Below are 25,836 nucleotides of genomic sequence, written 5' to 3' on the forward strand. Positions count from 1 at the left end.
GTCCATACTACGACGTCCCGGGCGGGTCCAGCGTTCCGGCGATCCCCCGTTCGCCGAACGAGGGCGTGGCGGGCGTCACCGGCTCCAGCGGGGGGCGACCCGGGCGGCCAGCTCGGCGAGGGTCCCGGCGGGGTCGGCCATCGACGCGTCCAGCCCGAACTCCTCGGCGACGCCGTGCGCGGAGTCCACCCCGGCGGCGCCGGCCTCGCGGCGCCCGACGCTCACCTGACCGGCCAGCACCACGCACGGCATCCCACGGTCGGCCGCACCCCGGGCGACGGCGGTGATCAGCTTCCCCCGCAGCGACTGCCAGTCGAAGCTCCCCTCCCCCGTGACGGCGAGGCCGCCGGTTGCGGCCGCGGCGTCCAGCTCGGCGTCCAGGCCGACCAGCTCGCGGACCAGACCCGCCCCGGACTCGACCCGGGCGCCCAGCGCGAGCAGCGCGGCGCCGAGCCCACCGGCGGCTCCGGCCGCGGCCTCGTCCCGGACGTCGCGGCCCGCGAGCGTCGCCAGCACCCCGGCGAACACGCCGAGCGCCGCGTCCAGCTCGGCGACCGCGGCGTCGTCGGCGCCCTTCTGCGGGCCGAACACGGCGGCGGCGCCGTGCGGGCCGAGCAACGGGTTGTCGACGTCCGAGGCGGCGACGAGCTCGATGCCGCCGAGCCCGGGCGCGCCCGCGAGCCGGTCGCAGGTGGCCAGCGCCGCCCCGCCGAGCGGCAGCGGGAGGCCGTCCTCGTCCACCGGGGCGGCACCGAGCGCGGCGAGCATCCCGGCGCCGCCGTCGGTGGTGGCCGACCCGCCCAGCCCGACGACGATCCGGGTCACCCCGGCGTCCCGTGCGTCGGCCACCAGCTCACCGACGCCGTACGTCGTCGCGGTGCGCGCCACCCCGGGCAGCCGGTCCTCGCGGGCGACGTGGTGCAGCCCGCAGGCCGACGCGCACTCCAGGTAGGCGGTGTCGCCGACCTGCAGCCACGAGCCGGTGACGGGGTCACCCAACGGGCCCGTCACCTCGCGGCTGTGCACGGTCCCGCCGAGCGCGGTGTGGAGCACCTCGGCGAACCCGGTGCCCCCGTCGGCGAGGGGGACGATCCGGACGTCGTCGCCGGGCGCGGCGCGCCGCCAGCCCGCCGCGATCGCGTCCGCGGCCTCCCGCGCGCTGAGCGTTCCGCCGAAGGAGTCGGGAGCCACCACGATCCGCATGCGGGCGAGGCTAGCCGCGGCCCGTATTGTGAGAGCTGTGAGGTTCCTGCGCCGTTCCGAGAGCTCCGACCCGGCTGGTCAGACAGCCGTCGACTCCTCGGCGGGCACGGACGCGACGGGCACGGAGGACGACGGCGCGGACACCACGCGCCCGCACACCACCGCCGGCAAGGGCCGGGCGACGCCGAAGCGCCGTGACGCCGAGGGCAAGCGCCGCGGTCCTGCTCCGCCCCCGCCGCGTACCCAGCGGGAGGCCGCGAAGCTGGCCAAGGCCAACCGTCCCTCGAAGGACCAGCGCCGCGCGCAGTCCCTCGAGCGCCGCCGCCGGATGGACGCCGGCGACGACCGCGTGCTCCTCCCCCGCGACCGCGGCAAGGTGCGCGCCCACGTCCGAGACATCGTCGACTCGCGCCCGCACGTCATCGGCCTGTTCCTTCCGCTGGCGGCGCTCGTCCTGGTGGCGGCGCTGATCCAGAACCCGTTCATCCAGCAGTACGTCACGCTGTTCACGTTCCTGATGCTCGCCGTGATGATCGTCGAGGGGACGCTGCTGGGCATGCAGGTCCTGAAGAAGGCCCGCGCGAAGTTCCCGGACGAGGAGATCAAGGGCCTGCCGACCGGCTGGTACGCCTTCTCCCGCGCCGCCCAGCCACGCCGGATGCGGGTGCCCAAGCCCCGCGTCAAGCGCGGCGACACCGTCTGAGTTCCGCCCGTGACGCACAGCCCGGTCCCCACGGGGGCCGGGCCGTCGTCGTGCCGGGGCCGTCCGGCCAGGTCAGCGGCGGTCCGTCCGGCGGCGGTCACGGCGCGACGACGATGATCGCGCACCTTCCGGAAGCCGGTCGGACCGCGTGCGCCACCATGAGCGGCGTGAACGCGACACTCGTCCTCGGTGGCACCCGGTCCGGCAAGTCCCGGTACGCCGAGGGGCTCCTCGGTGACGGGACGGCGGTCCGCTACCTCGCGACCGGGCGGCGGATCCCCGGCGACGCCGAGTGGGACGCGCGGATCGCCGCGCACACCGGCCGCAGGCCGCCGGAATGGACGACCGAGGAGATCACCTCGGGGCCCGGTCTCGCCGCCGCGCTGGCGACCGGTGGCCCGGTGCTCGTCGACGACCTCGCGACCTGGCTGACCGGCGTCCTCGACGACGCCGCCGCCTGGGAGCGGACCGGCCCGCTGCCCGAGGTGGACGACGCCGTCGACGGTCTGGTGGCGGCCGTCGCCGCGGCGCCGGGACCGCTCGTCCTGGTGTCCGCCGAGACCGGCCTGGGTGTGGTGCCCGAGACCCGGTCCGGGCGGCTGTTCCGGGACCGCCTGGGCGAGCTGAACGCGACGCTCGCGGCGGTGTGCGAGGAGACGGTGCTGGTGGTGGCCGGGCGGCCGCTGCGGCTCCCGGCGTCCGGGCTCCCCGGGACCGCGGGACCGGCGTCGCCCGCGACCGCACCGGCGGCCCCGTCCGCGGCCCCGGCTCCGGCCACGGGCGCCACCGAGCCGGCCCCGGGTGCGGTGGCTGCGGACGGCCCGGCGAGCCCCGTCGCTCCGGCCGCCACGACGCCGGTGTCCCGGGCGGGGCGGCCGGTGATGGGTGTCCCGGTCCGTGCCGACGCGCCCGCGGAGGAGCAGGACGGCGTCGCGAGCGGCATCGTCGGGCCGGACGACGGCATCGCCGGGCCGGGCGGCGACGTCGCCGGGACCCCGGCCGGGGTCCCGGGAACCGTCGATCCCAGCACGCCCGGTCCTGGAACGCCCGACCCCGGCACCTCCGCCCCCCGCACCTCCGGAACCGGCACCTCCGCTCCCGGTACGCCCGGGACCGGCGGGCCCGGGTCCGCCGGTACCGAGCCGATCCCGGCGCAGCCGCCCACCGACGCCCCGGCATCGGCCGCACCGGCCGCCGTCTCCGGGGCACCCGCCCCGACCCCGGCGCCCTCTCCGACCCCGGCGCCCACTCCGGCTCCGGACCCGGCCGAGGGCGACGAGCCGATCGTCCCCGCCGCCGTCGGGCGCCCCGACCTGCGGACCCGGCGGGAGGCCGTCGCGCTCGTCGAGGGCCTCGCGGCCCCCACCGGGGGCCTCGGGCGGCTCGGCGAGCTCGGCGTCTGGCTGGCGTCCTGCCAGACCGAGTGCCCGCCGCGCCCCCCGCTCGACGCCCGCGTCGTGCTACTCGCGGCCGACCACGGGATCGCCGCGCTCGGCGTGTCCGCCTACCCGCCGGAGGTCTCGGCGACCCGGGCGACGGCCGCCGCGGCCGGACGCCTGCCGGTCGCCGTCGCCGCACGCGCGGCGGGCGCGGCGGTCCGCACCGTCGACGTCGGCCTCGCCGCCGGCGCGGACGGCACCGAGTCCGGCTACGTCGTCACCCGCGGGACGGGACGCATCGACCGCGAGGACGCGCTCACCCCGGAACAGACCGAGGCCGCCTGGCGGACGGGGCGGCGGCTCGCCGACTCCGAGATCGACGCCGGTGCGGACGTGCTGGTCCCGGCGACCCTCGCCGTCGGCGTCACCACCCCGGCCGCCACCCTCGTGGCCGCGCTGACCGGGGCCGAGCCGGTCGCCGTCGTCGGGCGGGCCTCCGGGATCGACGACCGCGCCTGGATGCGGAAGGCCGTCGCGATCCGGGACGCGCTGCGCCGGGCCCGGCCGCACGTGCGCGACCCGCTCGCGCTGCTGCGGACCGTCGGCGGGACCGACCTGGTCGTGCTCGCCGGGTTCCTCGCGCGCGCCGCCGAGCGGAAGGTGCCCGCGGTGCTGGACGGCGTCGCCGTCGGTGCCGCGGCGCTGCTGGCCGAGGAGCTCGCCCCGGGCGCGAAGGACTGGTGGGTCGCCGCGCAGCCGTCCACCGACCCGGCGGGCACCCTCGTGCTGGAACACCTGTCGCTGACGCCCGTGCTGGACCTGGCAGTGCGGACCGAGGACGGCACGGCGGCGGTGACCGTGCTGCCGCTGCTCGTCACCGCGGCGCGGCTGCTCGCCGAGACCGGGAGCGCCGAGGCCACCGCCGTGGTGCCGGGCGAGCCGGCGGCCACCGTGGCGCCGGGCGGGACCACGGCCGGCGCCGGGCGGTGAGCGCGGGCCGACCCGGCCCGTTCGCCGGGCTCGCGCTGGCAGTCAGCTGGCTGACGGTGCTCCCGGCCCGCGTCCGCACCGAACCCGGCGGCGCGCTCCCCGACGGGGTGCCCGCGTCGGCGTTGCGGTGGGCCCCGATCGTCGGGGCCGGGCTCGGGCTGTGCGGTGGCGGGCTGCTGCTCGCCCTGATCCTGGCCGGGGTGTCCCCACTGGTCGCGGGGCTGCTCGTGGTGGGTGCCGGGGCTCTCGCGACCCGCGGGATGCACGTCGACGGGCTCGCCGACACCGCCGACGGGCTCGGCAGCTACGGCCCGCCCGAGCGGGCGTTGCGGGTCATGGCGGACGGCGGAGCGGGGCCGTTCGCCGTCGTCACGCTGCTGGTCGTGCTGGGCGGCCGCGCGGCGGCGCTGGCCCAGCTCGGCACCGCTCCCCCGGTCGCGGTGCTCGTCGCGTGCACGGTGGCCGCCGCGACCGGACGGGCCGGGTTCTGCTGGGTCGCCCGGCGCGGGACGCCCGCGGCCCGGCCCGGGGGGCTGGGTGCGACGGTCGCCGGGAGCCAGCCGGCCTGGGTGGCGCCGCTCTGGTGGACCGGCATCGCCGGCGCGGGTGCGGCCGCGCTCGCGACCGTCCCGCCCGGTGGCGCCGGGACCGCCCTCGCCGCCGCCGGTGCCGTGCTCCTCGCGGCGCTGGGGGTGGCGGGCCTGGCCCGGCACACCCGGCGCCGGTTCGGCGGGATGAGCGGTGACGTCCTGGGCGCGGCCGCGGAGCTGGGGAGCACCGCCGTGCTCGTCGTCCTGGCGGCCGCGCTCAGCGGGTGATCAGACCGACGCGGGCGCCGGCACCAGGGTGCGCATCCACCCGTGCGGGTCCGCCGCCGCACCGCGCTGGATCGCGGTGAGCGCCTCGCGCAGCTGCAGCGTGATCGGGCCCGGCTCGCCGTCGCCGACGGTCACCTCGCCGCCACTGTGCTTCACGGTGCCGATCGGTGTGATCACCGCGGCGGTGCCGCAGCCGAACACCTCGGTCAGCACGCCGTTCGCGGCGCCGCCGAGCCACTCCTGGCCGGAGATCCGGCGCTCGACCACGTCGATGCCCAGGTCCTTCGCGACGGCGATCAGCGAGTCGCGGGTGATGCCCGGCAGCACCGATCCGCGCAGGTCCGGGGTGGCGAGCTCGGCCCGGCCGTCCGCGTCGCGGAAGACGAAGAACAGGTTGTTCGAGCCCATCTCGTCGATCCAGGTCCGCTCCTCGGCGTCGAGGTAGGCGACCTGGGCGCAGCCGTGCTTCGCGCCGACCGCCTGCGGCAGCAGGGAGGCGGCGTAGTTGCCACCGCACTTGGCCGTGCCGGTGCCGCCGAGCGCGGCGCGGGTGTACTCGGTCTCCAGCCACACGTCCATCGGCTTCACGCCACCGGCGAAGTACGGCCCGGCCGGCGAGGCGATCACCGCGTAGAGGTACTCCGCCGACGGCCGCACCCCGAGCCCGACCTCGGTCGCGACCATGAACGGGCGCAGGTACAGCGAGTCCTCACCGCCCGCGGCGGGCACCCACTCCGAGTCGACCGAGAGCAGCGCGGACAGCGACTCGAGGAACAGGTCCTCGGGAAGCTCCGCCATCGCCATCCGGCGGGCGGAACCGGCGAACCGCGCGGCGTTGGCCTCCGGCCGGAACGACGCGATCGACCCGTCGGGGTGCCGGTAGGCCTTGAGCCCCTCGAAGATCTCCTGCCCGTAGTGCAGGACCATCGACGACGGGTCGAAGGTCAGCGGCCCGTACGGCTCGACCTTCGGGTCGTGCCATCCGGTCCCCTCGGTCCAGCGGACGGTGACCATGTGGTCGGTGAAGTACCGGCCGAAACCGGGGTCGGCCAGTACGTCGGCGCGCCGCTGGGGGGACGCCGGGGCGGGGTTGCGGGTCACGGTGAAGTGCGGCGCGCTCATGGAGGAGACGGTAGCTCCGTCCGACCGGGGTCAGACAGTCGGATTCCCAACCGCTGGTCGTGAGTGGTTGCGTGAGTCCTGGCCCACTGCCTGTTCTCAGGACATCCGACACAGTTGATGTCTCGGCACATCGAGGACACTGAGTAGCCCGCTGGCCGGGTTGGTCGATCCTGGTGATCGGCCAGCCTGGTCCAGGTGGGTGGAACAGGGTTCGAGATGGATCCCGACCGCGTCGCGGCGGTCGCCCGGGCCGCCGCCGGGCAAGAGATCAACATCGCTCGGGTGTGCCGAGAACTCGGCGTGTCCCGGTCGGTGTTCTATCGCAAGCTGTCCCGTTTCCGAGACCAGGGCAGCACCGGTCTGGCACCGCGTTCACGTGCTCCGCACACCCGTCCCAGCGCGGTGGCCGAACACGTGGCCGAGGCGGTGGTGCGGGCCCGCAAAGAACTCGCCGACCAGGGCTGGGACCACGGAGCCCAGACCATCCGCTGGCGGCTGCTCGACGCGGCCCGCCCCGGCAGCAGCCCCGGCAGCGGCCCTGGCAGTAGCGGCGGCAGCGGCCCGGCACTCGAGCAGGCCGAGGTCCCGTCGCGGGCCACGATCCACCGGCTGCTGGCCGACCGCGGCCAGATCACCCCGCAACCACGTAAACGACCCCGCCGCAGCACGCACCGGTTCGTCCACCCGGCCCCGAACGCGGTCTGGCAGATCGACGGCGCCCGGACCGTACTGGCCGATGGCCGGCGCGCCACGGTGGTGCAGGTCATCGACGACCACTCCCGGCTCGACATCGCCTGCCACGCCGCGAGCAGCGAGAACGGCGAGGCCGCCTGGGCCGCGCTCAGCGCCGGCTTCGCCCGCTACGGCCACCCGGCCTGCGTGCTCTCCGACAACGGCACCGCCTTCTCCGGCCGGCGCCGCCAGTGGCCCCTGGTCGACCTCGAACGCCGCCTGGCCGCGCTGGGCATCACCACCATCGTGTCCTCGATCGGACACCCACAGACCTGCGGGAAGAACGAACGCGCCCACCAGACCCTGCAACGCTGGCTCGCCGCCCGACCCACCCCGGCCACCCTGACCGAACTCCAGAACCTGCTCGAGACCTACCGGCAGGGCTACAACCACCGCCGCCACCAAAGCCTCGACGGCGACACCCCGCACCAGCGTTTCCACACCCGCGAACCCGCCCGACCGGCCGGACCCGCACCCCGCATCGCCGGACACCTCACCCGCACCGTCTCCGAGACCGGAGTCATCAGCTTCTCCGGAACCTCGATCGGTCTGGGCCGCCGCCACGCCGGCACCACCGCGGAGGTGTTCTGGCAAGGCGACCGCGTCACCATCCTCATCGACGACGCGGTCGCCGCCAGCCTTACCCTCGATCGCAGCGTCCGCTACCAGCGGACCACCAGCAAACCGTCCACGATGTGCTGAGACAGATCTGTCTCAGATGTGCTGAGACACGACAGTGAGTCCTGGCCCACGCAACCACTCACGGGGGCTACCGCACCCGCGACGGGACCATCGGCGGCTTGACGACCTCGACCGGCAGGACGCGGCCGCGGACGTCGACCACCAGCTGGTCGCCGGGCGTCACCTTCGGGTCGGTGGCGATCAGCGCGAGCGCGACGCCGGTCTTCAGGGTCGGCGAGAACGTGCCCGAGGTGACGGTGCCGACCGGGGAGCCGCCCTCGCCGTCGAGCACGGTCATGCCGGCCCGCGGGACGCCGCGGCCGGTCGCCCGCAGCGCCCGCAGGCGCCGGGCGGGTCCGGCCGCCCGCTCGGCGGTCAGCGCCTCGCGCCCCCAGAACGACGGCTTGTCCCAGCCGACCGCCCAGGCACTCCCGGCCTGCACGGGGCTGATCTCCTCGGACAGCTCGTGGCCGTGCAGCGGGTACCCCATCTCGGTGCGCAGGGTGTCCCGCGCGGCCAGCCCGCACGGCCCGCCACCGACGGCCCGGACGGCGTCGAGCAGCGCGTCCCACATCGCGGGTGCGGCCTCGGCGTCGAGGACCACCTCGTAGCCGTGCTCACCGGTGTAGCCGGTGCGGCAGACGCGGACGCCGCCGCCGGCGAGGCCGCCCTCGATGTCGGTGAACGCCATGTAGTCCAGGTCGGCGACGCCGGCGCCGGCCTCGCCGAGCGCCGCGGCCAGCGCCTCGCCCGAGCGCGGCCCCTGCAGGGCCAGCACGGCGAGCTCGCGGTGCCGGTCGGTGACGGTGACGCCCGCGGGGGCGCCGTCCTGGAGCATCGTCACGATCCGGGTCGAGTTCGCGGCGTTCGGGACGAGCAGCAGGTCGTCGTCGGACGCCATGTAGATGATCATGTCGTCGAGGACGCCGCCGGCCTCGTTGCAGGCCAGCGTGTACTGCGCCCGTCCCGGCCCGATCCGGCCGAGGTCGTTGGTCAGGCAGGTGTTCACGTGGGCGGCCGCGCCGGGCCCGGCGATCGGGACGGTGCCGAGGTGGCTGACGTCGAACAGTCCCGCGGCCTCGCGCACCGACGTGTGCTCGGCGACGGTGCCACCCGGGTAGGAGATCGGCATCGACCATCCGCCGAACTCGCCGGGGGTGGCGTCGAGGGCGACGTGACGGTCGTGCAGCGGGCTGGGCAGAAGATCGTCGGTCACGCGTACCGACCCTAGTGCCTCAGGCCGCGCGCTCCTCGGGATCGGACGGCCCGCTCTCCGCACGGGGCTCCCGCGCGGCCGCGGAACGCGAGCAGACCGTGCTCAGCCCCCAGGCCGCGACCAGCAGCGCCGCGGTCGCCAGGAGCGGCCAGGGCGGCAGCACGGCGGCGAGCAGCACGCAGCCCGTCCCGCCGGCACCGGCGACGAACGCCGCGGTACCGGGACGCCCGGGCAGCCGCAGCACCGCGGCGTGCAGCAGCGTGTGGTGCACCAGCGCCGAACCGACCGAGACGGCGATCGCGACGACCGGGCCGAACGCCAGCGTCACGGCGACGGTCAGCCCACCCAGGACCAGGTCGGCGACCCACGGCGTGCCGCGGGACCCACCCCGTCCGAGGAAGGCGGGCAGCTCGCCGTCGCGCGCCAGCCGGGCCGCGCCGGACGCGGCGCGGGACAGCGCACCCAGCAGCGCGGCCGCGGTGGCCGCGGCGGCGGCGATCCGGACGAGGACCCCGAGCGCGGGGCTGCCCCCGGTGTCCATGAGCGAGGCGAGCGGGGTCGCGGACTCCGCCAGCCGTGCGGGGCCGAGGCCGTGCAGCAACGCGGCCGACAGCAGGAGCAGCAGCGTGGTCGTGACGAGCACGGCGACCGCCGGGGCCCGGCGGATCGCCCGCATCGGGTCACGCAGGCTCCCGCCGAGCTCGGCGACCCGGGACAACCCGGTGAAGGCGAAGAACACGAAGGCGGCCGCGGTCAGCACGCCCAGCGGCCCGGGTTCGACGGCCGCCTGCAGGGTCCCGACGACCGGGTCGTCCGGCGTCCCGTCGGCCTCCGCCACGGCGGTCCCGGCCGTCGCGGCCGGCATCGCCGACGACGGGTCGCTGCCGTCCGGCGCGTTCGTGAGCAGCCCGACGCCGATGACCAGCGCCAGCACCAGCAGCGTCCCCACGACCAGCCCGCGGGACGCGCCCGGGGACACGCGCACACCCGCCGCGTTCACCCCGATCACGGCGAGCACCGCGATCACCGCCACCGGCTCCGGCCGGGACGGCAGCACGTACGCACCGAACACCCCGGCGGCAGCGGCGGCGGCAGCGGTCCGCGACACCAGCCGCGAGACGGCACCGAGCCGCAGCGCGGGCCCTGGCAGGTCCCCGCGGACCAGCTCCGGCCCCGCGGGGCGGGCGGTCGCGAGGTGCGCCGTCGAGGCGACCACGCCGAGGGCGAGGAGCCCGGCGAGCACGACACCGAGCGGGAACCAGGCCCCAGCCGACGCCGCGGCGGGGGCCAGTGCCGCGTAGAGCCCGGTCCCGAACGTCGCCGCGAGCGCGACGACGACCGCGGTCGTCGACGGGATCCGGTACGGGGGGCGGGGCACGTTGCTCACCATCCCATCCGACCCTGTACCGCGCGGCGCCGCGGGGGTGTCATTAGCATCTCGGTCCGGTCTCGCCGGGCCGCTCCCCGCCCGCCCGGCGCACGCGACACGTGCGCTGGTCACCGTGCGTGCAGCAGCGGCCCCGCGACGCCACCTGATCGAGCAACCAGCGATCACCGACCGATCCCCGACCGAGGAGCTCCGACCGTGCCGACCGACCCGACCATCCCGGACACCGCCGCGCTCACCGGCTCCCCCGCGACCGCCGACACCGGCGCCCTGGTGATCGGCCTGTACCCGGCCGAGACCCGGGAGGACGGGCCGGACGGCGCCGGCGCCGGTGCCGGCGAGGCACCCGTCCTCGCCCCCGGCGCCGAGGAGGTCGACGCCGCGTTCGGCGGCGAGCTCGCCGCCCTCCTGCAGGTCGTCGGCGCGACCGGCCGGGTCGAGCAGGTCGTGTCGCTGCCGTCGCGCGGCGCGGTGACGGCCCCGCGCGTCGTCGCCGTCGGCCTCGGCAGGCCCGCCGAGGGCGCGGAGCGGGCCGAGGCGGTCCGCCGGGCCGCCGGTGCCGCCGCCCGCACGCTCGCCGGGGCCGCGTCCGCGGTCAGCACGCTCGCCGCCGTCGACGGCGAGGCGGCCGTCGTCGGGGCGCTGCTCGGCGGCTACCGGTTCGACGTCCACCGCTCCTCGGCCGACGCCGCGTCGGCACCGGTCGCGTCCTGGTCGTTCACCGGCGCGACCGACGACGCGGTCCGCCGGGCCACGCTGATCGCCGAGGCGGTCGCCACCACCCGGAACCTGGTGAACACCGCACCGAACGTGTTGTTCCCGCAGACCTTCGCGGCCCGCGCGGTGGCGCTCGGCGAGCAGGCCGGCCTGGTCACCGAGGTCCTCGACGACGCGCAGCTGCGGGAGAACGGCTACGGCGGCGTCGTCGGCGTCGGGAAGGGCTCGGCGAACCCGCCGCGGCTGGTCCGGCTCACCTGGAACGGCGGCGCCGGTGCCTCGAAGCGCGTCGCGCTCGTGGGCAAGGGCATCACCTTCGACACCGGCGGCATCTCGCTCAAGCCCAACCCGGGCATGGCCGACATGACCTCCGACATGGGCGGCGCCGCGGCCGTCGTCGCGACGGTCGTGCTCGCCGCGAAGCTGGAGCTGCCGGTCACGGTGACGGCGACGGTGCCGATGGCGGAGAACATGCCGTCGTCGACCGCGTACAAGCCCGGCGACGTGCTGACCATGTACGGCGGGCGCACCGTCGAGGTCCTCAACACCGACGCCGAGGGCCGCCTCGTCCTGGCCGACGCGATCGTCCGGGCCGGGGAGGACGCCCCCGACTACCTGGTCGAGACCTCGACGCTGACCGGTGCCCAGCAGGTCGCGCTCGGCCTGCGGACCGCCGGGATCATGGGGTCCGACGACCTGCGGGACCGGGTGACCGGGCACGCCGTCGCGACCGGCGAGGACGCGTGGGCGATGCCGCTGCCGGAGTACCTGCGTTCCGACCTCGACTCCCGGGTGGCGGACATCGCCAACGTCAGCGGCCAGCGGTTCGCCGGCATGCTGCTCGCCGGGATGTTCCTCAAGGAGTTCGTGCCGGACGGGCTGCCGTGGGCCCACATCGACATCGCGGGTCCCTCGTACAACACGGGCGGGCCGCGCGGCTACACGACCAAGGGCGGGACGGGCGTGCCGGTGCGGACGCTGGTCGCGTTCCTGGAGGACGTGGCCGCGAACGGCTGACCCGCCCGGCGCCCGCGGGATAGCTAGCGGGACTGCAGGGCGTCCAGCGCGACGGCGACCGAGGCGGCGAGCCGGAAGTCGATCCGCGGGTCGGGGACGGCGACGTCGTACCGGTCCCGGATCGACCGCTTCCGGTCGCTGGTCATGACGAGCGGCCCGCCGCCGTCCTCGGTGAAGTCGAAGTGGAACGGGAACGGGACGTCGTCGAACACCCGGCGCAGGAGCGCGACCGGCAGGCTGCGCTCCTGCCCGGTCGCGGCCAGCCCGGGGCTCTCGAGCCGCCACGTCGAGCGGAACAGGCTCGCGCCGAACTTCTTGCCGAACGTGCCGAGGAGCTGGCCGTGCTCGTCGTGGACGTCGTGCTGGGCGCGCACGTCCATCGCCTGCCGGGCCTTGAAGGAGAAGACCCGGCGGCGACGGGAGTCGTCGGCCCAGAAGACGACCTCCTCCTTGAACGCGAACCGCTTCTGCTGGGCGAAGGCCATCAGCGGGCCCTCGCTGCCGTCGGGGTTCGCGGCGTGCACGTCGTAGCGGTTCACGCCGAGCGTGATCCGCTGGCGGACCAGGAACCGGGGCAGGTGCATCGGGGCGGACACGGCGCCGAGTGTGTCCCACCGGCCGGCGGGCCGCCCCGGGATTCACCCGGACCGGCACCCGGGGCTACCGGCCGGTAACCCCGGACGGCATACTCCGGGGATGTTCGGACGACGTCGCCCGGCGGGCCGGCACGAGATCCCCGCACACGCCCCCCGGTCGGCCGTCGTGACCGGCGCCGCCCGCGGCATCGGGGAGGCCGTCGCGACCGAACTCGTCGAGCGCGGCTACCGGGTGCTCGTCACCGACCTCGACGGCGACGCGGCCGCCGCCACCCGGATCGGCGCGGCGGGCGCACTCGCCCACGACGTCACCGACCCCGCGGCCGCCCACGACGTGACGGCGGCCGCCCGCGATCTGGCCCCGCTGGGCGCCTGGATCGCCAACGCCGGGGTGGGCTTCGACGGCACGCTGACGGCACTGTCCGAGGCGCGGGTCCGCGCCCTCGTCGAGGTGAACACGCTGGGTCCCGCCTGGGGCGCCCGCGCCGCGATCGCCGCGTTCCGCGAGCAGGCCGCGGCCGGCACCGCGCACGGCGGCGAGATCGGCGTGACCGTGTCGCTGTCCGGGCTCGGCCCGGTGCCCGGGTTGTCGGTGTACGCGGCGTCGAAGGCGGGCGCCCTGTCGCTGGCGTCGGGGCTCGCCTCCGAGGTCCGGCGGGAGGGCATCCGGGTGCACGCGATCTGCCCGGACGGGGTGGACACCGCCCTGCTGCGCGGGATGGAGCCGGGCGGGCAGGCGCAGGCGCTCGTCCGTTCCGGGACGCTCGTCACCCCCACGCAGGTCGCGACCGGGCTCGTCGGGATGTTCGGCACCGCCCGCGTCTACCGGACGATCCCGGCCTGGCGCGGCGCCGTCCTGCGGCTCACGGCGCTGCTGCCGGGGCCCGCTCTCCGGATGGAGCCCGCCATGCGGGCCGTCGGCGCACGCAAGGCGCGGTCGCTGCGGCGCTGAGCCGGGACCTACCGATCCCTACCGGTCCTTGTCCCGCAGCTGGCGCAGCATCTCCTCCTGCCGCTCCCGCTTGCGCAGCGCACGCCCGCGGGCGTCGTGCTCGCGCATCCGGTTCGGGTATCCCACCAGCTGGACGTCGTAGATCGGGATGCGCATCGACCGGGCGAGCTTCTTCGCCCGGTTCGGGTTCCCGACCCGCCGCCGGGTCCACTCGCCGTCGTGGGCGACGAAGACCACCGTCGTCTCGGTCACGGTCGTGCGCGGCTCCACGAAGGCCTCCACCCCGATCCGCGCGTCCGCCCATTCCCGCAGGTAGGCCTCGTCGTCCCGTGGCCGTCCCCCACCGGAGGACCTGCGGGGACGGAACCTGTCCAGCAGGCCCATGCGCGTCACCCCTCTCGTCCGCTCGTGGCGCGTCCGTCGCCCGGGTGCGGCGAAACGGACACAGCGTCTCCTGTACCCCAACGCACGGGACGCGTGATCTGCTCCCGACACCCCGGTGGCGCGACGGCCGGGTAGTGACAAGATGGGCGCCGCAGTGCGGTGTCGCGTACCGCTGACGGAGCAGCCGGGCGCGACCGGGAGGGAGTTGATCGGTGTCCGAGGAGGGCCTGCGGAGCACGGACACCGCCGACCTGGTGATCCTGGGGGGCGGTTCCGGCGGCTACGCCTGCGCGTTGCGTGCGGCGGAGCTCGGGCTGTCGGTCGTGCTCGTCGAGAAGGACAAGCTCGGCGGTACCTGCCTGCACCGGGGCTGCGTCCCGACCAAGGCGCTGCTGCACGCCGCCGAGGTCGCCGACCACGCCCGCGACGGCGGCAAGGTCGGAATCCGGTCCACGTTCGACGGTGTCGACATGGCCGGGGTCAACTCCTACAAGGACGGCGTCGTCTCCCGCCTGCACAAGGGACTGCAGGGCCTGGTCGCCTCCCGCGGCATCACCGTGGTCGAGGGCGCCGGCACCCTGGAGGGCCCCGGCGTCGTCCGGGTCGGTGACGAACGCTGGACCGGCCGCAACGTCGTGCTGGCGACCGGTTCGTACGCACGCTCGCTGCCCGGCCTGGAGCTCGACGACCGCATCGTCACCTCCGACGCCGCGATCTCGCTCGACGACGTCCCGCAGCGGGTCGTCGTGCTCGGCGGCGGCGTGATCGGCGTCGAGTTCGCCAGCGTGTGGCGCTCGTTCGGGGCCGAGGTCACCGTCGTCGAGGCGCTGCCCCGGCTGGTCCCGGGCGAGGACGAGTTCGCCTCCACCCAGCTCGCCCGCGCCTTCCGCCGGCGCCGGATCACCGCCCGGACGGGAGTGCGCTTCTCGAAGGCCACCCGGCAGGGCGACACCGTCACGGTGTCCCTGGAGTCCGGCGAGGAGATCGAGGCGGACCTCCTGCTGGTCGCGGTCGGCCGCGGCCCCAACACCACCGGTCACGGCTTCGCCGAGGCCGGCGTCGCGATGGACGGCGGATTCGTCACCGTCGACGAGCGGCTGCGCACGAACCTGGACGGCGTCTTCGCCGTCGGGGACGTCACGCCCGGCCTGCAGCTCGCCCACCGCGGATTCGCGCACGGGATCTTCGTCGCCGAGGAGGTCGCCGGGCTCTCCCCGGTCCCGGTGACCGACGACGGCATCCCGCGCGTGACCTACTGCGATCCGGAGATCGCCTCGGTCGGGCTGACCGAGGCGGACGCCCGCGACCGGTACGGCGAGGTGCACACCCTCACCTACGACCTGGCCGGGAACGGGAAGTCCCAGATCCTGCAGACCTCCGGCGCGATCAAGCTCGTCCAGGCGGGCCCGTCCGGCGCGGACGGCCCCGTGGTGGGCGTGCGCATGGTCGGGTCGCGGGTCGGTGAGCTCGTCGGGGAAGCGCAACTGATCTACAACTGGGAGGCACTCCCCGCCGACGTCGCCGCACTGATCCACGCCCACCCCACGCAGAGCGAGGCCCTCGGCGAGGCCCACCTCGCGCTGGCCGGGAAACCGCTGCACACCCACGGCTGACCCCCCGGCCACCACAGACCCGAACACCCACGCGGAACAAGAGGAGCTCCACCCCACATGGCCGTCACCGTTGAGATGCCCGCCCTGGGCGAGAGTGTCACCGAGGGCACCGTCACCCGCTGGCTCAAGGCCGAGGGCGACACCGTCGAGGTCGACGAGCCGTTGCTCGAGGTCTCCACCGACAAGGTCGACACCGAGATCCCGTCGCCGGCGGCAGGCGTGCTGAAGCGCATCATCGCGGGCGAGGACGAGACCGTCGAGGTCGGCGGCGAGCTGGCCGTGATCGGCGACGCCGGCGAGGCCGACACCTCCGGCGGCGGTTCCGGCGGTTCCGAGCAGGCGGCCCAGGAGGCCGAGCCGGAGCCCGAGCCCGCGCAGGAGGAGGCCCCGGCGCCGAAGCAGGAGCCGGGCGGCTCCTCCGGCGGCGGTTCCGGCTCCCCGGTGACCATGCCCGAGCTGGGCGAGTCGGTCACCGAGGGCACCGTGACCCGCTGGCTCAAGCAGGTCGGCGAGTCGGTCGAGGTCGACGAGCCGCTGCTCGAGGTCTCCACTGACAAGGTCGACACCGAGATCCCGTCGCCGGTCGCCGGCACCGTGCTCGAGCACACCGTCGGCGAGGACGAGACCGTCGAGGTCGGCGCGCAGCTCGCGCTGGTCGGCGACGGCTCGGCCGCCCCCGCACAGCAGGAGGCTCCGGCCCCCAAGGAGGAGCCGGAGCAGGAGGCCCCGAAGCAGCCGGAGCCGGAGCCGGAGCCGACGCCCGCGCAGCCGAAGGCCGAGGCCCCGAAGGAGCAGGCGGCGGCGCCGAAGGGATCGACGGACACCCAGGGCGGCGCGTCGTCGTCGAACGGGTCGGGCGAGAAGCCCTACGTCACGCCGCTGGTCCGCAAGCTCGCCCAGGAGAACGGCGTCGACCTCGAGTCGGTCACCGGTTCCGGTGTCGGCGGGCGCATCCGCAAGCAGGACGTGCTGGCCGCGGCCGAGCAGAAGTCGGCACCGGCCCCCGCGGCCTCGGCCGCCCCGTCGGCACCGGCCGCCGGTGGCGCGCCGAAGCAGCCGCAGGCCGTCCCGACCCGCTCCGGCGACGCCCCGGAGCCGGGCACCACGGTCAAGCTGCCGCGCCTGCGCCAGGTCATCGCCCAGCGCATGACCGAGTCCCTGTCGACCTCGGCGCAGCTGACCACGGTCCAGGAGATCGACCTGACCCGCATCGTCAAGCTGCGGAACCGGGTCAAGGAGGACTTCAAGAAGCGTGAGGGCGCCAACCTCACCTTCCTGGCCTTCATCGCCAAGGCGACCATCGAGGCGCTCAAGGCCTTCCCGTCGCTGAACGCCTCGATCTCCGAGGACGCCAAGCAGGTCACCTACCACGGGCCGGTGCACATGGGCATCGCGGTCGACACGCCGCGCGGCCTGCTCGTGCCCGTCATCAAGGACGCCGACGACCTGTCGCTGGCCGGCATCGCCAAGAAGATCGCCGACGTCGCGGCCCGCGCCCGCGACGGGAAGATCGGCCCGGACGAGCTGTCCGGCGGCACCTTCACGATCACGAACATCGGCTCCGCCGGGGCGCTGTTCGACACGCCGATCATCAACCAGCCGCAGGTGGGCATCCTCGGCACCGGCGCGATCGCGAAGGAGCCGAAGGTCGTCGCCGGCCCGGAGGGCGAGGACGTCATCGCCATCCGTTCGGTGTGCTACCTGCCCCTGACCTACGACCACCGTCTGGTCGACGGCGCGGACGCCGGCCGGTTCCTCTCGGCCGTCCGGGCCCGCCTGGAGGAGGGCGCGTTCGAGGCCGAGCTCGGCCTGTAGTCCTTCCCGGACACGCGGAACACGATGTCGCGGCCCGTCCCGGTTCCACCGGGACGGGCCGCCGTCGTTCACCCGGCTGTGTGATGCGGTGATCACCGTCGCGGCATGTCCGGGTCGCGCGGACCGCCCGGAACCGGAAGGATCGCCGCCGTGCGAGTCGTCGTCGCCGGTTCGTCCGGACTGATCGGAACCGCCCTGGTCGCCCACCTGCGGGGCGCGGGGCACGAGGTGCTGCGCCTGGTTCGGCGCTCGGCCGCCGCGCCCGACGAGCGCAGCTGGGACCCACCCGCGGGGACCATCGAGGACGGCACGCTCGACGGCGTCGACGCCGTCGTGAACCTCAACGGCGCCGGGATCGCGGACCGGCCGTGGAGCGGGGCCCGCAAGCAGCTGCTCCGCGACTCCCGCAACGTCCCCACCGACGTGCTGGCCACGGCGGTCGCGCGGCACAAGGTGCCGGTGTTCGTCAGCGGCTCGGCGGTCGGATACTACGGCGACACCGCCGACGTCGAGGTGGACGAGTCCGCGCCGTCCGGCAGCGGCTTCCTCGCCGACGTCTGCCGGGACTGGGAGGCCGCCGCCGCGCCCGCCTCCGACGCCGGCGCCCGCGTCGTGCTGGTCCGCACCGGCCTGGTCCTCTCCCCCTCCGGCGGGATCCTCGCCCGGGTGCGACCGCTGTTCAAGGGCTTCCTCGGCGGCCGGATCGGGTCCGGTGCGCAGTACTGGCCGTGGATCTCGCTGGACGACCACGTGTCCGCCGTCCGCTTCGCGGTCGAGACCGGCACGCTGTCCGGGCCGGCGAACCTGACCGGGCCGGTCCCCGTCACCAACGCCGAGTTCACGAAGGAGATGGGCGAGGCCGTCGGCCGGCCCACCCCGTTCCCGGTGCCCGGGCCGGTGGTCGCGGGCGTGCTCGGTGAGATGGGCCGGGAGATGCTGCTCGGCGGGCAGCGGGCGGTGCCGAGGGCGCTGCTCGACGCCGGGTTCCAGTTCCGCCACCACACCGTCGGCGACGCGCTCTCGGCCGCGGTCGGCACGTGACCGACGTCCTGGTCGTCGGCGCCGTCCTGCACCGGCACGGGCTCTCGGTGCGGGTGCTGGAGGCGTCCGACCGGGTCGGCGGCCGGGTCGCCACCGACGTCGTCGACGGCTTCCGCTGCGACCGCGGCTTCCAGGTCCTCAACACCTCCTACCCGGCGCTGCGGGCCGCGCTCGCCCCGCACGGGCTCGACTCGCTCGACGCCCGGCCGTTCGAGCCCGGGGCCGCGATCCGCGCGGGCGACGGCGAGCTGCACCGCTTCGTCAACCCGTTGCGCCGCCCCGCCTCCGGCCCCGATCTCGTCACCGACGACCTGTTCGGACCGATCGACAAGGCCCGGCTGGTCGCCTGGACGGCCCGGGTGCTGGCGTCGCCGCCGTCGCGGACCGCCACCCTGATCGACCGCTCCGCCGCCGACGATCTCGACGCCGCCGGGCTCGGCGGCGCCGTCACCGACCGGTTCCTGCGCCCGTTCCTGTCCGGTGTGCTCGGTGAGACGGCACTGGAGACGTCGGCGGCCTTCGTCCGGCTGGTCTGGCGCAGCTTCGCACTCGGCACGGTCGTCGTGCCGGGGGACGGCATGGAGGCACTCCCCCGGCGGCTCGCCGCGGCCCTGCCGGAGGGAACGGTCTCGCTGGGGACCCGGGTCCGGGCCGTCCACGGCGGACCCGCACCCGCCGTCGACACCGACGACGGCACGGTCCCCGCCCGCGCCGTGCTCGTCGCCGCGGACCCGCGGACGGCCGCCGCGCTGCTCCCGGGCGTGGCCGATCCGGCGATGCACGCGCTGACCACGTTCTTCCACGTGCCGCCGCACGCGCCGTCGTCGTCGCCGTTGCTGCACCTCGACGGCACCGGCGGCCCGGTGGTCAACACGGTCGTGCTCACGGCCGCCGCGCCCGGCTACTCCGCCGACGGACGGCCGCTGGTCGCCTCGACGATCGTCGGGACGCCGGAGGGCACAGGGATCGACGAGCCCGCGGTGCGCCGCGAGCTGACCCGGATCTGGGGCGAACCGGCCGACGACTGGGCGCACCTGCACACCGCCCGCGTCGAGGAGGCCCTGCCGCTGCTGCCTGCCGGGCAGCCGGTGCGGCGCGACGTCGGCCTCGGCCGCAACCTGTTCGTCGCCGGGGACCACCGGGACACCCCGTCGACGCAGGGGGCGCTGGTCTCGGGGCGCCGGGCGGCGCAGGCGGTGCTCGCCCGGCTGGGTGTGCGGTCCGGGGGATGACCCGCGGCCGGGAGTAACCTCGGCCCCATGCCCGCCCCGCACCTGAGCTGCCGTGCCGGAACCGACCCCGTCCGTGTGGACCGGCTGGGGCGTGTCGAGTACCTCGCCGCCTGGGACACCCAGCGCGCGCACGCCGCCGCCCGCAAGGACGGCGCCGGCCCGGACGTGCTGATGCTGCTGGAGCATCCGCCCGTCTACACGGCGGGGCGGCGCACGCAGCCCGAGGACCGGCCCACCGACGGCACCCCCGTGATCGACGTCGACCGCGGCGGCCGGATCACCTGGCACGGCCCGGGCCAGCTGGTCGGATACCCGATCATGAAGCTCGCCGAGCCGATGGACGTCGTCGACTACGTGCGCCGGCTCGAGGAGGCGCTGATCCGGGTCTGCCACGAGCTGGGCCTGGAGAAGGCCGGCCGGATCGAGGGGCGGTCCGGGGTGTGGCTGCCCGCCGAGGGCTTCACCCCCGAGCGCAAGATCGCCGCGATCGGCGTGCGCATCCAGGGCGGGATCACCCAGCACGGGTTCGCCCTCAACTGCGACGCCGACCTGGGCGACTTCGGCCGGATCGTGCCCTGCGGGATCGCCGACGCCGGCGTGACCACGCTGAGCGCCGAGCTGGGCCGCGACGTCACGATCGACGAGGTCACCGGTGCCGTCACCACCGCGGTGCTGGACGCGCTCGAGGGGCGGCTGCCCGTCTCCGAGCACCGGGTCGCCCGGATGGTCGATCTGATGTCCGGCCTGGGCTGATGCACGGACTTCCGTAGTTCCGTAGTATCGGAGCGGTGACCGACGACGCCGACCGCCGCCTGACCGACCTGGAGGACCGGGTCGCCCAGCTCGAACGGCGGATCGTCGACGGGGATCCCGGTGGCCGCGGGTCGCGGGGTCCCGCGGCCACCGGCGCCGGGACCGTCCGCTACTCCGGTGAGGTCGCGCTGCACGGCGACATCGAGTGGGCGATCGAGTACGACGCCGGCGCCGCGCTCGACCTGGCGGACGAGCCCCGGACCGCCGTGCTCGCCGCGCTCGGTCACCCGGTCCGGGTGCGCATCGTCCGCAGCCTGCTGCACGGCCCGCGCGGGACCGCCGAGCTCACCGAGGCCGCCGAGCTTGCCTCCACCGGGCAGCTCTACCACCACCTCAAGGCGCTCACCCACGCCGGCTTCGTCGAGCAGGACGGCCGCGGCACCTACCGGATGGCACCGCGGGCCGTCGTACCCGCGCTCGTCCTGCTCACGGCGTCGGCCGACGTCGCGGGCCTGTTCGGTCAGGCCAGCTGAGGCACCACCGACGACGCGAACTCCTCGATGTGGCCGAGATCGGCGAGATCGAGGATCTGCAGGTAGATGCGGGTGGTCCCGGTCTTCTCCGACCACACGCCGAGCTGGTCGACGATCTCGCCGGGGGTGCCGGCGAGGCAGTTGCGGCGGACCTCGTCGACGTCGCGACGGACCGCGGCCGCGCGGCGCGCGACCTCGGCGTCGTCCCGGCCCAGGCACAGCATCTGCGCCACCGAGTACGTCAGCTCTCCCGGGTCGCGACCGGCGGTCGTGCAGGCCTCGCGGACCCGGCCGAACTGCGCGGCGACGGTGTCCGGGTCCTGGAACGGGACGTTGAACTCGGACGCGAACCGGGCGGCCAGCGCCGGGGTCTTGCGCTTCCCCATACCCCCGACGATCACCGGGGGCGCGTCCTGGACGGGCCGCGGCAGGGCCGGCGAGTCGGCGACCGTGTAGTGGGTGCCCCGGTGCGAGAACCGCTCGCCCGGCGGGGTCGCCCACATCCCGGTGAGGATCTCCAGCTGCTCGGTGAGGATCTCGAAGCGCTCAGCCAGCGGCGGGAACGGGATCCCGTAGGCGGTGTGCTCGGCCTCGAACCAGCCGGAGCCGAGACCGAGCTCGATCCGGCCGCCGGACATCTCGTCGGCCTGGGCGACGGCGAGCGGGCCGGGCAGCCTGAACGTCGCGCTGGTGACGAGCGTCCCCAGCCGGATGCGTTCGGTCTCCCGGCCGAGCGCGGCGAGGGTCACCCAGGCGTCGGTCGGGCCGGGGAGGCCGCCGCCGTCGCCCATCGCGAGGACGTGGTCGGAGCGGAAGAAGGCGTCGTACCCGGCGTCCTGCGTGGTAAGCGCGACGCGCAGCAGGTCGGTGTAGGTCGCCCCCTGCTGGGGTTCGGTGAAGATCCGGAAGTCCACGTCGGGAGACGCTAGCCGCGGACCGCTACCGTCGCCGCGTGCACCCGCTCCCCGACCTCTCCGGCCGCACCGTCGTCGTCACCGGGACGACGTCCGGGCTCGGCAAGTCCCTGTCCGCCGCGCTGGCCGGGGCCGGTGCCCGGGTCCTGATGACGGCGCGGGACGCCGGACGCGGGACGGCGGCGGTCGAACAGGTCCGGGCCGGGCTCACCCCGTCGTCACCGGGCGCGGGCAGCGCGGAGCTGGTCCTGCTCGACCTGGCCGACCTCGCCTCGGTGCGGGCCGCGGCGACCCGGATCCGCGAGCACACCGGCGACCGGCTCGACGTGCTGGTGAACAACGCCGGCGTCGCGATGGGGCCGCGCGCGGAGACCGCGGACGGCTTCGAGCTCCAGATCGGGACCAACCACCTCGGTCCGGCGGCGCTGACCTGGCTGCTGATGCCGGCCCTGCGCGGAGCGGGCGACGCGGAGCAGCCGTCGCGGGTGGTCACGACGTCGAGCCTCGGGCACCGCAGCGGCCGGATCGACCCCGACGACCTGCACTGGACCCGTCGCCGCTACGGGCCGAACGCGGCCTACTGCGCGTCGAAGCTGGCGAACCTGCTCTTCGCCGCCGAGCTGGACCGTCGCCTGCGGCTGGCGGGTGACCCGGTCCTCTCGGTGGCCGCACACCCGGGGATGACGGAGTCGTCGCTGCTGGCGAACTCGTTCCGGCGAGCGGGCAGCGGCGCGTGGAAGGACCGCGTCTACGGCGTGCTGGACCGGCTGATCGTCCAGCCGGTGGAGGACGGCATCGCACCGCAGCTGGCGGCCGCGACCGGGCCGGTGCACGGCGGTGACTACATCGGACCGTCCGGGTGGGGTGAGGTGCACGGACCGCCCGCTCCGGCCCGCCGGACGGCTGCTGCGCAGGACCCGGTGCTCGCGGGCAGGTTGTGGCAGGTCACCGCAGCCGCGACCGGCATCACACCGGACCCCGGGCGTAGGGTGCAGGTGTGACCGTCGCACCCGAAGGCCGCAAGCTGCTCCGCCTCGAGGTCCGCAACAGCGAGACCCCGATCGAGCGCAAACCGTCCTGGATCCGCACCCGCGCCCGGACCGGTCCGCAGTACACCGAGCTCAAGGGACTCGTCCGTTCGGGCGGGCTCCACACGGTGTGCGAGGAGGCCGGTTGCCCCAACATCTACGAATGCTGGGAGGACCGGGAGGCGACGTTCCTGATCGGTGGTGAGCAGTGCACCCGCCGCTGTGACTTCTGCCAGATCGACACCGGCAAGCCGTCCGACCTCGACGTCGACGAGCCCCGCCGGGTCGCGGAGTCCGTGCAGCAGATGGGTCTGCGCTACTCCACCGTCACCGGCGTCGCCCGTGACGACCTCGACGACGGCGGGTCCTGGCTCTACGCCGAGACCGTCCGCCTGATCCACGAGATGAACCCGAGCACCGGCGTCGAGCTTCTGATCCCGGACTTCAACTCCCGTGACGACCAGCTCGGCCCCGTCTTCGACGCCCGCCCCGAGGTCCTCGCGCACAACCTCGAGACGGTCCCGCGGATCTTCAAGCGGATCCGCCCGGCGTTCCGCTACGAGCGCTCCCTCGAGGTGATCACCAAGGCCCGCGAGAAGGGCCTGGTCACCAAGTCCAACCTGATCCTGGGGATGGGCGAGACCCCCGACGAGGTCACCTCGGCGCTCCGGGACCTGCACGAGGCCGGCTGCGAGATCATCACGATCACCCAGTACCTGCGCCCGACCAAGCGCCACCACCCGGTCGAGCGCTGGGTCAAGCCCGAGGAGTTCGTCGCGCACTCGAAGGCCGCCGAGGAGATCGGGTTCGCCGGGGTCATGGCCGGACCGCTGGTGCGGTCGTCGTACCGGGCGGGCCGACTGTACGCGCAGACCGTCGCCCACCGCGGCGAGGAGCTGCACCCCGACCTGGCGCACCTGACCGAGTCGGGCCCCGCCGCCCAGGAGGCGAGCTCCCTCCTGGCCCGGGGCTGACCCGCATCGGGCGGGGCGGGCGGGGCGCGTGAGACGGCCCGTGGACCACACGGACCGTTGATCACCGCGGGCACGTACGCTGGTCACATGCCCGGCAAGCCCCGCAAGCCCTCGCCCGAAGAGAAGAAGGCGCTCAAGGCCCAGAAGAAGGCCGCGTCGAAGCAGCGCCGCCAGCAGATCTGGCAGGCGTTCCAGACGCAGCGCAAGGAGGACAAGAAGCTCCTCCCGATCATGATCGGCGTCTTCGTCGGTGCGATCGCGCTGCTCACCCTGGTCGGCTGGCTCTTCGGGCTGACCTGGTTCTTCGTGCCGTTCGGCGTGCTCATCGGTGCGCTGGGGGCGTTCAGCATCTTCGGCCGGCGGGTGCAGCGCTCGGTCTACGTCAAGGCCGACGGGCAGCCGGGTGCCGCGGGCTGGGCGCTGGACAACATGCGCGGGCAGTGGCGGATCACCCAGAGCATCGCCGGCACCACCCAGCTCGACGCGGTGCACCGGGTCATCGGGCGGCCCGGCATCATCTTCGTCGCCGAGGGCGCGCCGCACCGGGTGAAGAACCTCCTGGCGCAGGAGAAGAAGCGGACCGCGCGGGTCGCCGGCACCACCCCGATCTACGACGTGATCGTCGGGAACGAGGAGGGGCAGGTCCCGCTCAAGGGCCTGCAGCGGTACCTGATGAAGCTGCCGCGCAACATCTCCGCCGCGGAGATGGACTCGCTGGAGAACCGCCTCAACGCGCTCGGCAGCCGGGCCGCGGCGATGCCGAAGGGGCCGATGCCCCAGGGCGCGAAGATGCGGAGCGTCCAGCGCGCCGTGCGCCGCCGCTGAGCTCCGCTCCCGGACACCCGGGCGGCCTGGTCCCCTGGCCGCCTCAGGCGTGGGGGTGCAGGAACGTCCGCAGCCGGTCGGCGGAGGCGGTCCCACCCCAGATCCGCCGCACCCGGTCCCGCCCGGCGCGGCCCATCGCCGACGCCCGAGCCGGGTCGGCCAGCAGACCCGCCACCCGGTCGGCGACGGCGCTCACGTCGCGCCCTCCGACGACGTGCCCCGTGACGCCCTCCTCCACCGTCTCCGGGGCTCCGCCGGAGTCCCCCGCGACGACCGGCAGCCCGGACGCGGCCGCCTCGAGCAGCGCGATCCCCAGCCCCTCGACGTCGAGCCCGCCCAGGTGGGTGCGGCACGGCAGCGCGAACACGTCCCCGGCCGCGTGGTGCGCGGCGAGCTCCGCGGCCGGCACACCCCCCGTCAGGACGACGGCGTCGGCCACCCCGTGCGAGACGGCCAGCCTCCGCAGCCGGTCCCGGTACGGCCCGCCACCGACGAGCAGCAGGCGGGCACCGGGCACCCGCTCGCGGATCGCCGGCAGGGCCGCGACGAGCACGTCCTGCCCCTTGCGCGGTACCAGACGGGACACGCAGGCGACGACCGGTGCCCCGCCGAGGCCGTAGCGGGCCCGGACCGCGGCGCGGGCCGCGGGATCGGGCGCGAACCGGGTGGTGTCGACCGGCGGCGGCAGCGGCTCGAGCGCGGCGTCCGGGCCGAACGCGGCCGCGAACCGGTCCCGGGTCCAGCGCGAGACGGTGGTGACGACGTCGGCGTCCGCCCCGATCCTGCGCAGTGCCGCCCGCGCCCCGGGCAGCATCGACCAGCCGACCTCGTGCCCGTGGGTGGTGGCGACGACCCGGCCGATCCCGGCCCGCCGGCGCAGCGACGGGCCCAGCAGGCCCAGCGGGGCCGCGGCACCGAACCAGACGGCGCCGGCTCCGTGCTCGCGGGCGATCCCCGCGGCACGCCGGGCGACCTCGGGCACCGGGAGCATCAGCGAGGACCGGTGGCGGTGCACCGGGAACGGGAGCGTCACGTCGAACTCGTGGTCTCCCCGCCAGGCCGGGGCGTAGACGGCGAGCTCGCCGACCGGCAGCGCGCACGCCAGGTCGTGCAGGTAGCTCTGGATGCCGCCGGGCCGGGGCGGGAAGTCGTTGGTCACCAGCAACGTGCGCGCCACGGCGACCGACGGTAGCCGGGCCGGTCACGGCGGT

Annotated in this window: 23 protein-coding genes; 15 read left to right on the forward strand and 8 right to left on the reverse strand. The window is 75.4% G+C overall.

The features are described 5' to 3' along the window. Positions 1–75: 75 nt before the first annotated feature. Entirely contained in the window at positions 76–1,203 is a 1,128-nt protein-coding gene (locus tag Ae150APs1_RS06340; RefSeq protein ID WP_060575499.1) for a glycerate kinase, read from the reverse strand. A 37-nt stretch (positions 1,204–1,240) separates the two neighbouring features. Here Ae150APs1_RS06340 and Ae150APs1_RS06345 point away from each other — a divergent pair, with 37 nt between their 5' ends. The 3 genes from Ae150APs1_RS06345 (at position 1,241) to Ae150APs1_RS06360 (ending at position 5,093) form a co-directional block, all read left to right on the forward strand. Next, positions 1,241–1,906 carry a DUF3043 domain-containing protein gene (locus Ae150APs1_RS06345; protein WP_075296395.1) on the forward strand — a complete coding sequence of 222 codons (666 nt, stop codon included), beginning with the start codon at positions 1,241–1,243 and terminating at the stop codon, positions 1,904–1,906. A gap of 167 nt (positions 1,907–2,073) precedes the next feature. After that, a complete protein-coding gene (locus Ae150APs1_RS30995; RefSeq protein ID WP_249266235.1) occupies positions 2,074–4,275 on the forward strand; it encodes a bifunctional adenosylcobinamide kinase/adenosylcobinamide-phosphate guanylyltransferase in 2,202 nt (733 codons plus the stop codon). Further along, on the forward strand, positions 4,272–5,093 hold the full coding sequence (locus Ae150APs1_RS06360) for an adenosylcobinamide-GDP ribazoletransferase (protein ID WP_075296397.1): 822 nt from the start codon (positions 4,272–4,274) through the stop codon (positions 5,091–5,093). The genes Ae150APs1_RS30995 and Ae150APs1_RS06360 overlap by 4 nt, the downstream gene beginning before the upstream one ends. Here Ae150APs1_RS06360 and Ae150APs1_RS06365 read toward each other — a convergent pair whose 3' ends face one another. Then, positions 5,094–6,215 (reverse strand): branched-chain amino acid aminotransferase, encoded by a 1,122-nt coding sequence (locus tag Ae150APs1_RS06365; protein WP_075296399.1) that lies wholly within the window; start codon positions 6,213–6,215, stop codon positions 5,094–5,096. Positions 6,216–6,410: 195 nt separating this feature from the next. Between Ae150APs1_RS06365 and Ae150APs1_RS06370 the strand changes: the two genes are divergently transcribed. Further along, positions 6,411–7,649: a DDE-type integrase/transposase/recombinase gene (locus Ae150APs1_RS06370; protein WP_249266236.1), complete on the forward strand. Its 1,239-nt coding sequence runs from the start codon at positions 6,411–6,413 to the stop codon at positions 7,647–7,649. Between the two features lie 67 nt (positions 7,650–7,716). Here Ae150APs1_RS06370 and gcvT read toward each other — a convergent pair whose 3' ends face one another. Together gcvT and Ae150APs1_RS06380 are read right to left on the reverse strand one after the other, a co-directional pair. Continuing rightward, entirely contained in the window at positions 7,717–8,844 is a 1,128-nt protein-coding gene (gene gcvT, locus Ae150APs1_RS06375; RefSeq protein ID WP_075296403.1) for a glycine cleavage system aminomethyltransferase GcvT, read from the reverse strand. A gap of 19 nt (positions 8,845–8,863) precedes the next feature. Continuing rightward, positions 8,864–10,222: an amino acid permease gene (locus Ae150APs1_RS06380; RefSeq protein ID WP_170918051.1), complete on the reverse strand. Its 1,359-nt coding sequence runs from the start codon at positions 10,220–10,222 to the stop codon at positions 8,864–8,866. A gap of 291 nt (positions 10,223–10,513) precedes the next feature. Here Ae150APs1_RS06380 and Ae150APs1_RS06385 point away from each other — a divergent pair, with 291 nt between their 5' ends. Continuing rightward, positions 10,514–11,965, forward strand: coding sequence for a leucyl aminopeptidase (locus Ae150APs1_RS06385; RefSeq protein WP_249266538.1), 1,452 nt, complete (start codon positions 10,514–10,516; stop codon positions 11,963–11,965). A gap of 23 nt (positions 11,966–11,988) precedes the next feature. Here the strand turns inward: Ae150APs1_RS06385 and Ae150APs1_RS06390 are convergent, their stop codons facing one another. After that, entirely contained in the window at positions 11,989–12,561 is a 573-nt protein-coding gene (locus Ae150APs1_RS06390) for a hypothetical protein (RefSeq protein ID WP_010224465.1), read from the reverse strand. Positions 12,562–12,661: 100 nt separating this feature from the next. Here Ae150APs1_RS06390 and Ae150APs1_RS06395 point away from each other — a divergent pair, with 100 nt between their 5' ends. After that, entirely contained in the window at positions 12,662–13,513 is an 852-nt protein-coding gene (locus Ae150APs1_RS06395) for an SDR family oxidoreductase (protein ID WP_249266237.1), read from the forward strand. 18 nt (positions 13,514–13,531) lie between these two features. Here the strand turns inward: Ae150APs1_RS06395 and Ae150APs1_RS31000 are convergent, their stop codons facing one another. Beyond that, positions 13,532–13,897 carry a hypothetical protein gene (locus Ae150APs1_RS31000; protein WP_010224467.1) on the reverse strand — a complete coding sequence of 122 codons (366 nt, stop codon included), beginning with the start codon at positions 13,895–13,897 and terminating at the stop codon, positions 13,532–13,534. 212 nt (positions 13,898–14,109) lie between these two features. On the opposite strand from Ae150APs1_RS31000, the gene lpdA reads away from it, so the two are divergent. From lpdA to Ae150APs1_RS06430, 6 genes are all read left to right on the forward strand, one after another. Next, a complete protein-coding gene (gene lpdA / locus Ae150APs1_RS06405) occupies positions 14,110–15,510 on the forward strand; it encodes a dihydrolipoyl dehydrogenase (RefSeq protein ID WP_170918052.1) in 1,401 nt (466 codons plus the stop codon). A 57-nt stretch (positions 15,511–15,567) separates the two neighbouring features. Further along, positions 15,568–17,325, forward strand: a complete 1,758-nt coding sequence (sucB, locus tag Ae150APs1_RS06410; protein WP_075296407.1) for a 2-oxoglutarate dehydrogenase, E2 component, dihydrolipoamide succinyltransferase — start codon at positions 15,568–15,570, stop codon at positions 17,323–17,325. Between the two features lie 150 nt (positions 17,326–17,475). Next, complete coding sequence (locus Ae150APs1_RS06415) at positions 17,476–18,366, forward strand: TIGR01777 family oxidoreductase (protein ID WP_010224470.1); 891 nt, start codon at positions 17,476–17,478, stop codon at positions 18,364–18,366. Continuing rightward, positions 18,363–19,598 (forward strand): NAD(P)/FAD-dependent oxidoreductase, encoded by a 1,236-nt coding sequence (locus Ae150APs1_RS06420; RefSeq protein WP_075296411.1) that lies wholly within the window; start codon positions 18,363–18,365, stop codon positions 19,596–19,598. The genes Ae150APs1_RS06415 and Ae150APs1_RS06420 overlap by 4 nt, the downstream gene beginning before the upstream one ends. 27 nt (positions 19,599–19,625) lie before the next feature. Then, complete coding sequence (lipB, locus tag Ae150APs1_RS06425; RefSeq protein WP_029239165.1) at positions 19,626–20,351, forward strand: lipoyl(octanoyl) transferase LipB; 726 nt, start codon at positions 19,626–19,628, stop codon at positions 20,349–20,351. A 35-nt stretch (positions 20,352–20,386) separates the two neighbouring features. After that, on the forward strand, positions 20,387–20,884 hold the full coding sequence (locus tag Ae150APs1_RS06430; protein WP_075296413.1) for a winged helix-turn-helix domain-containing protein: 498 nt from the start codon (positions 20,387–20,389) through the stop codon (positions 20,882–20,884). On the opposite strand, the gene Ae150APs1_RS06435 is transcribed toward Ae150APs1_RS06430, so the two are convergent. Continuing rightward, entirely contained in the window at positions 20,872–21,798 is a 927-nt protein-coding gene (locus Ae150APs1_RS06435; protein WP_075296415.1) for an LLM class F420-dependent oxidoreductase, read from the reverse strand. The two genes, Ae150APs1_RS06430 and Ae150APs1_RS06435, sit on opposite strands and share 13 nt — an antisense overlap. 38 nt (positions 21,799–21,836) lie before the next feature. Between Ae150APs1_RS06435 and Ae150APs1_RS06440 the strand changes: the two genes are divergently transcribed. From Ae150APs1_RS06440 to Ae150APs1_RS06450, 3 genes are all read left to right on the forward strand, one after another. Then, entirely contained in the window at positions 21,837–22,799 is a 963-nt protein-coding gene (locus Ae150APs1_RS06440) for an SDR family NAD(P)-dependent oxidoreductase (RefSeq protein WP_075296417.1), read from the forward strand. Then, positions 22,796–23,800, forward strand: a complete 1,005-nt coding sequence (gene lipA / locus Ae150APs1_RS06445) for a lipoyl synthase (protein ID WP_075296419.1) — start codon at positions 22,796–22,798, stop codon at positions 23,798–23,800. Before Ae150APs1_RS06440 ends, lipA begins: the two co-directional genes overlap by 4 nt. Positions 23,801–23,887: 87 nt before the next feature. Continuing rightward, on the forward strand, positions 23,888–24,625 hold the full coding sequence (locus tag Ae150APs1_RS06450) for a DUF4191 domain-containing protein (RefSeq protein ID WP_075296421.1): 738 nt from the start codon (positions 23,888–23,890) through the stop codon (positions 24,623–24,625). 43 nt (positions 24,626–24,668) lie between these two features. Here the strand turns inward: Ae150APs1_RS06450 and Ae150APs1_RS06455 are convergent, their stop codons facing one another. Beyond that, on the reverse strand, positions 24,669–25,802 hold the full coding sequence (locus tag Ae150APs1_RS06455; protein ID WP_075296423.1) for a glycosyltransferase family 4 protein: 1,134 nt from the start codon (positions 25,800–25,802) through the stop codon (positions 24,669–24,671). Positions 25,803–25,836: the final 34 nt, after the last annotated feature.

It is taken from the genome of Pseudonocardia sp. Ae150A_Ps1, from assembly GCF_001932315.1.
Taxonomy (GTDB): Bacteria; Actinomycetota; Actinomycetes; order Mycobacteriales; family Pseudonocardiaceae; genus Pseudonocardia.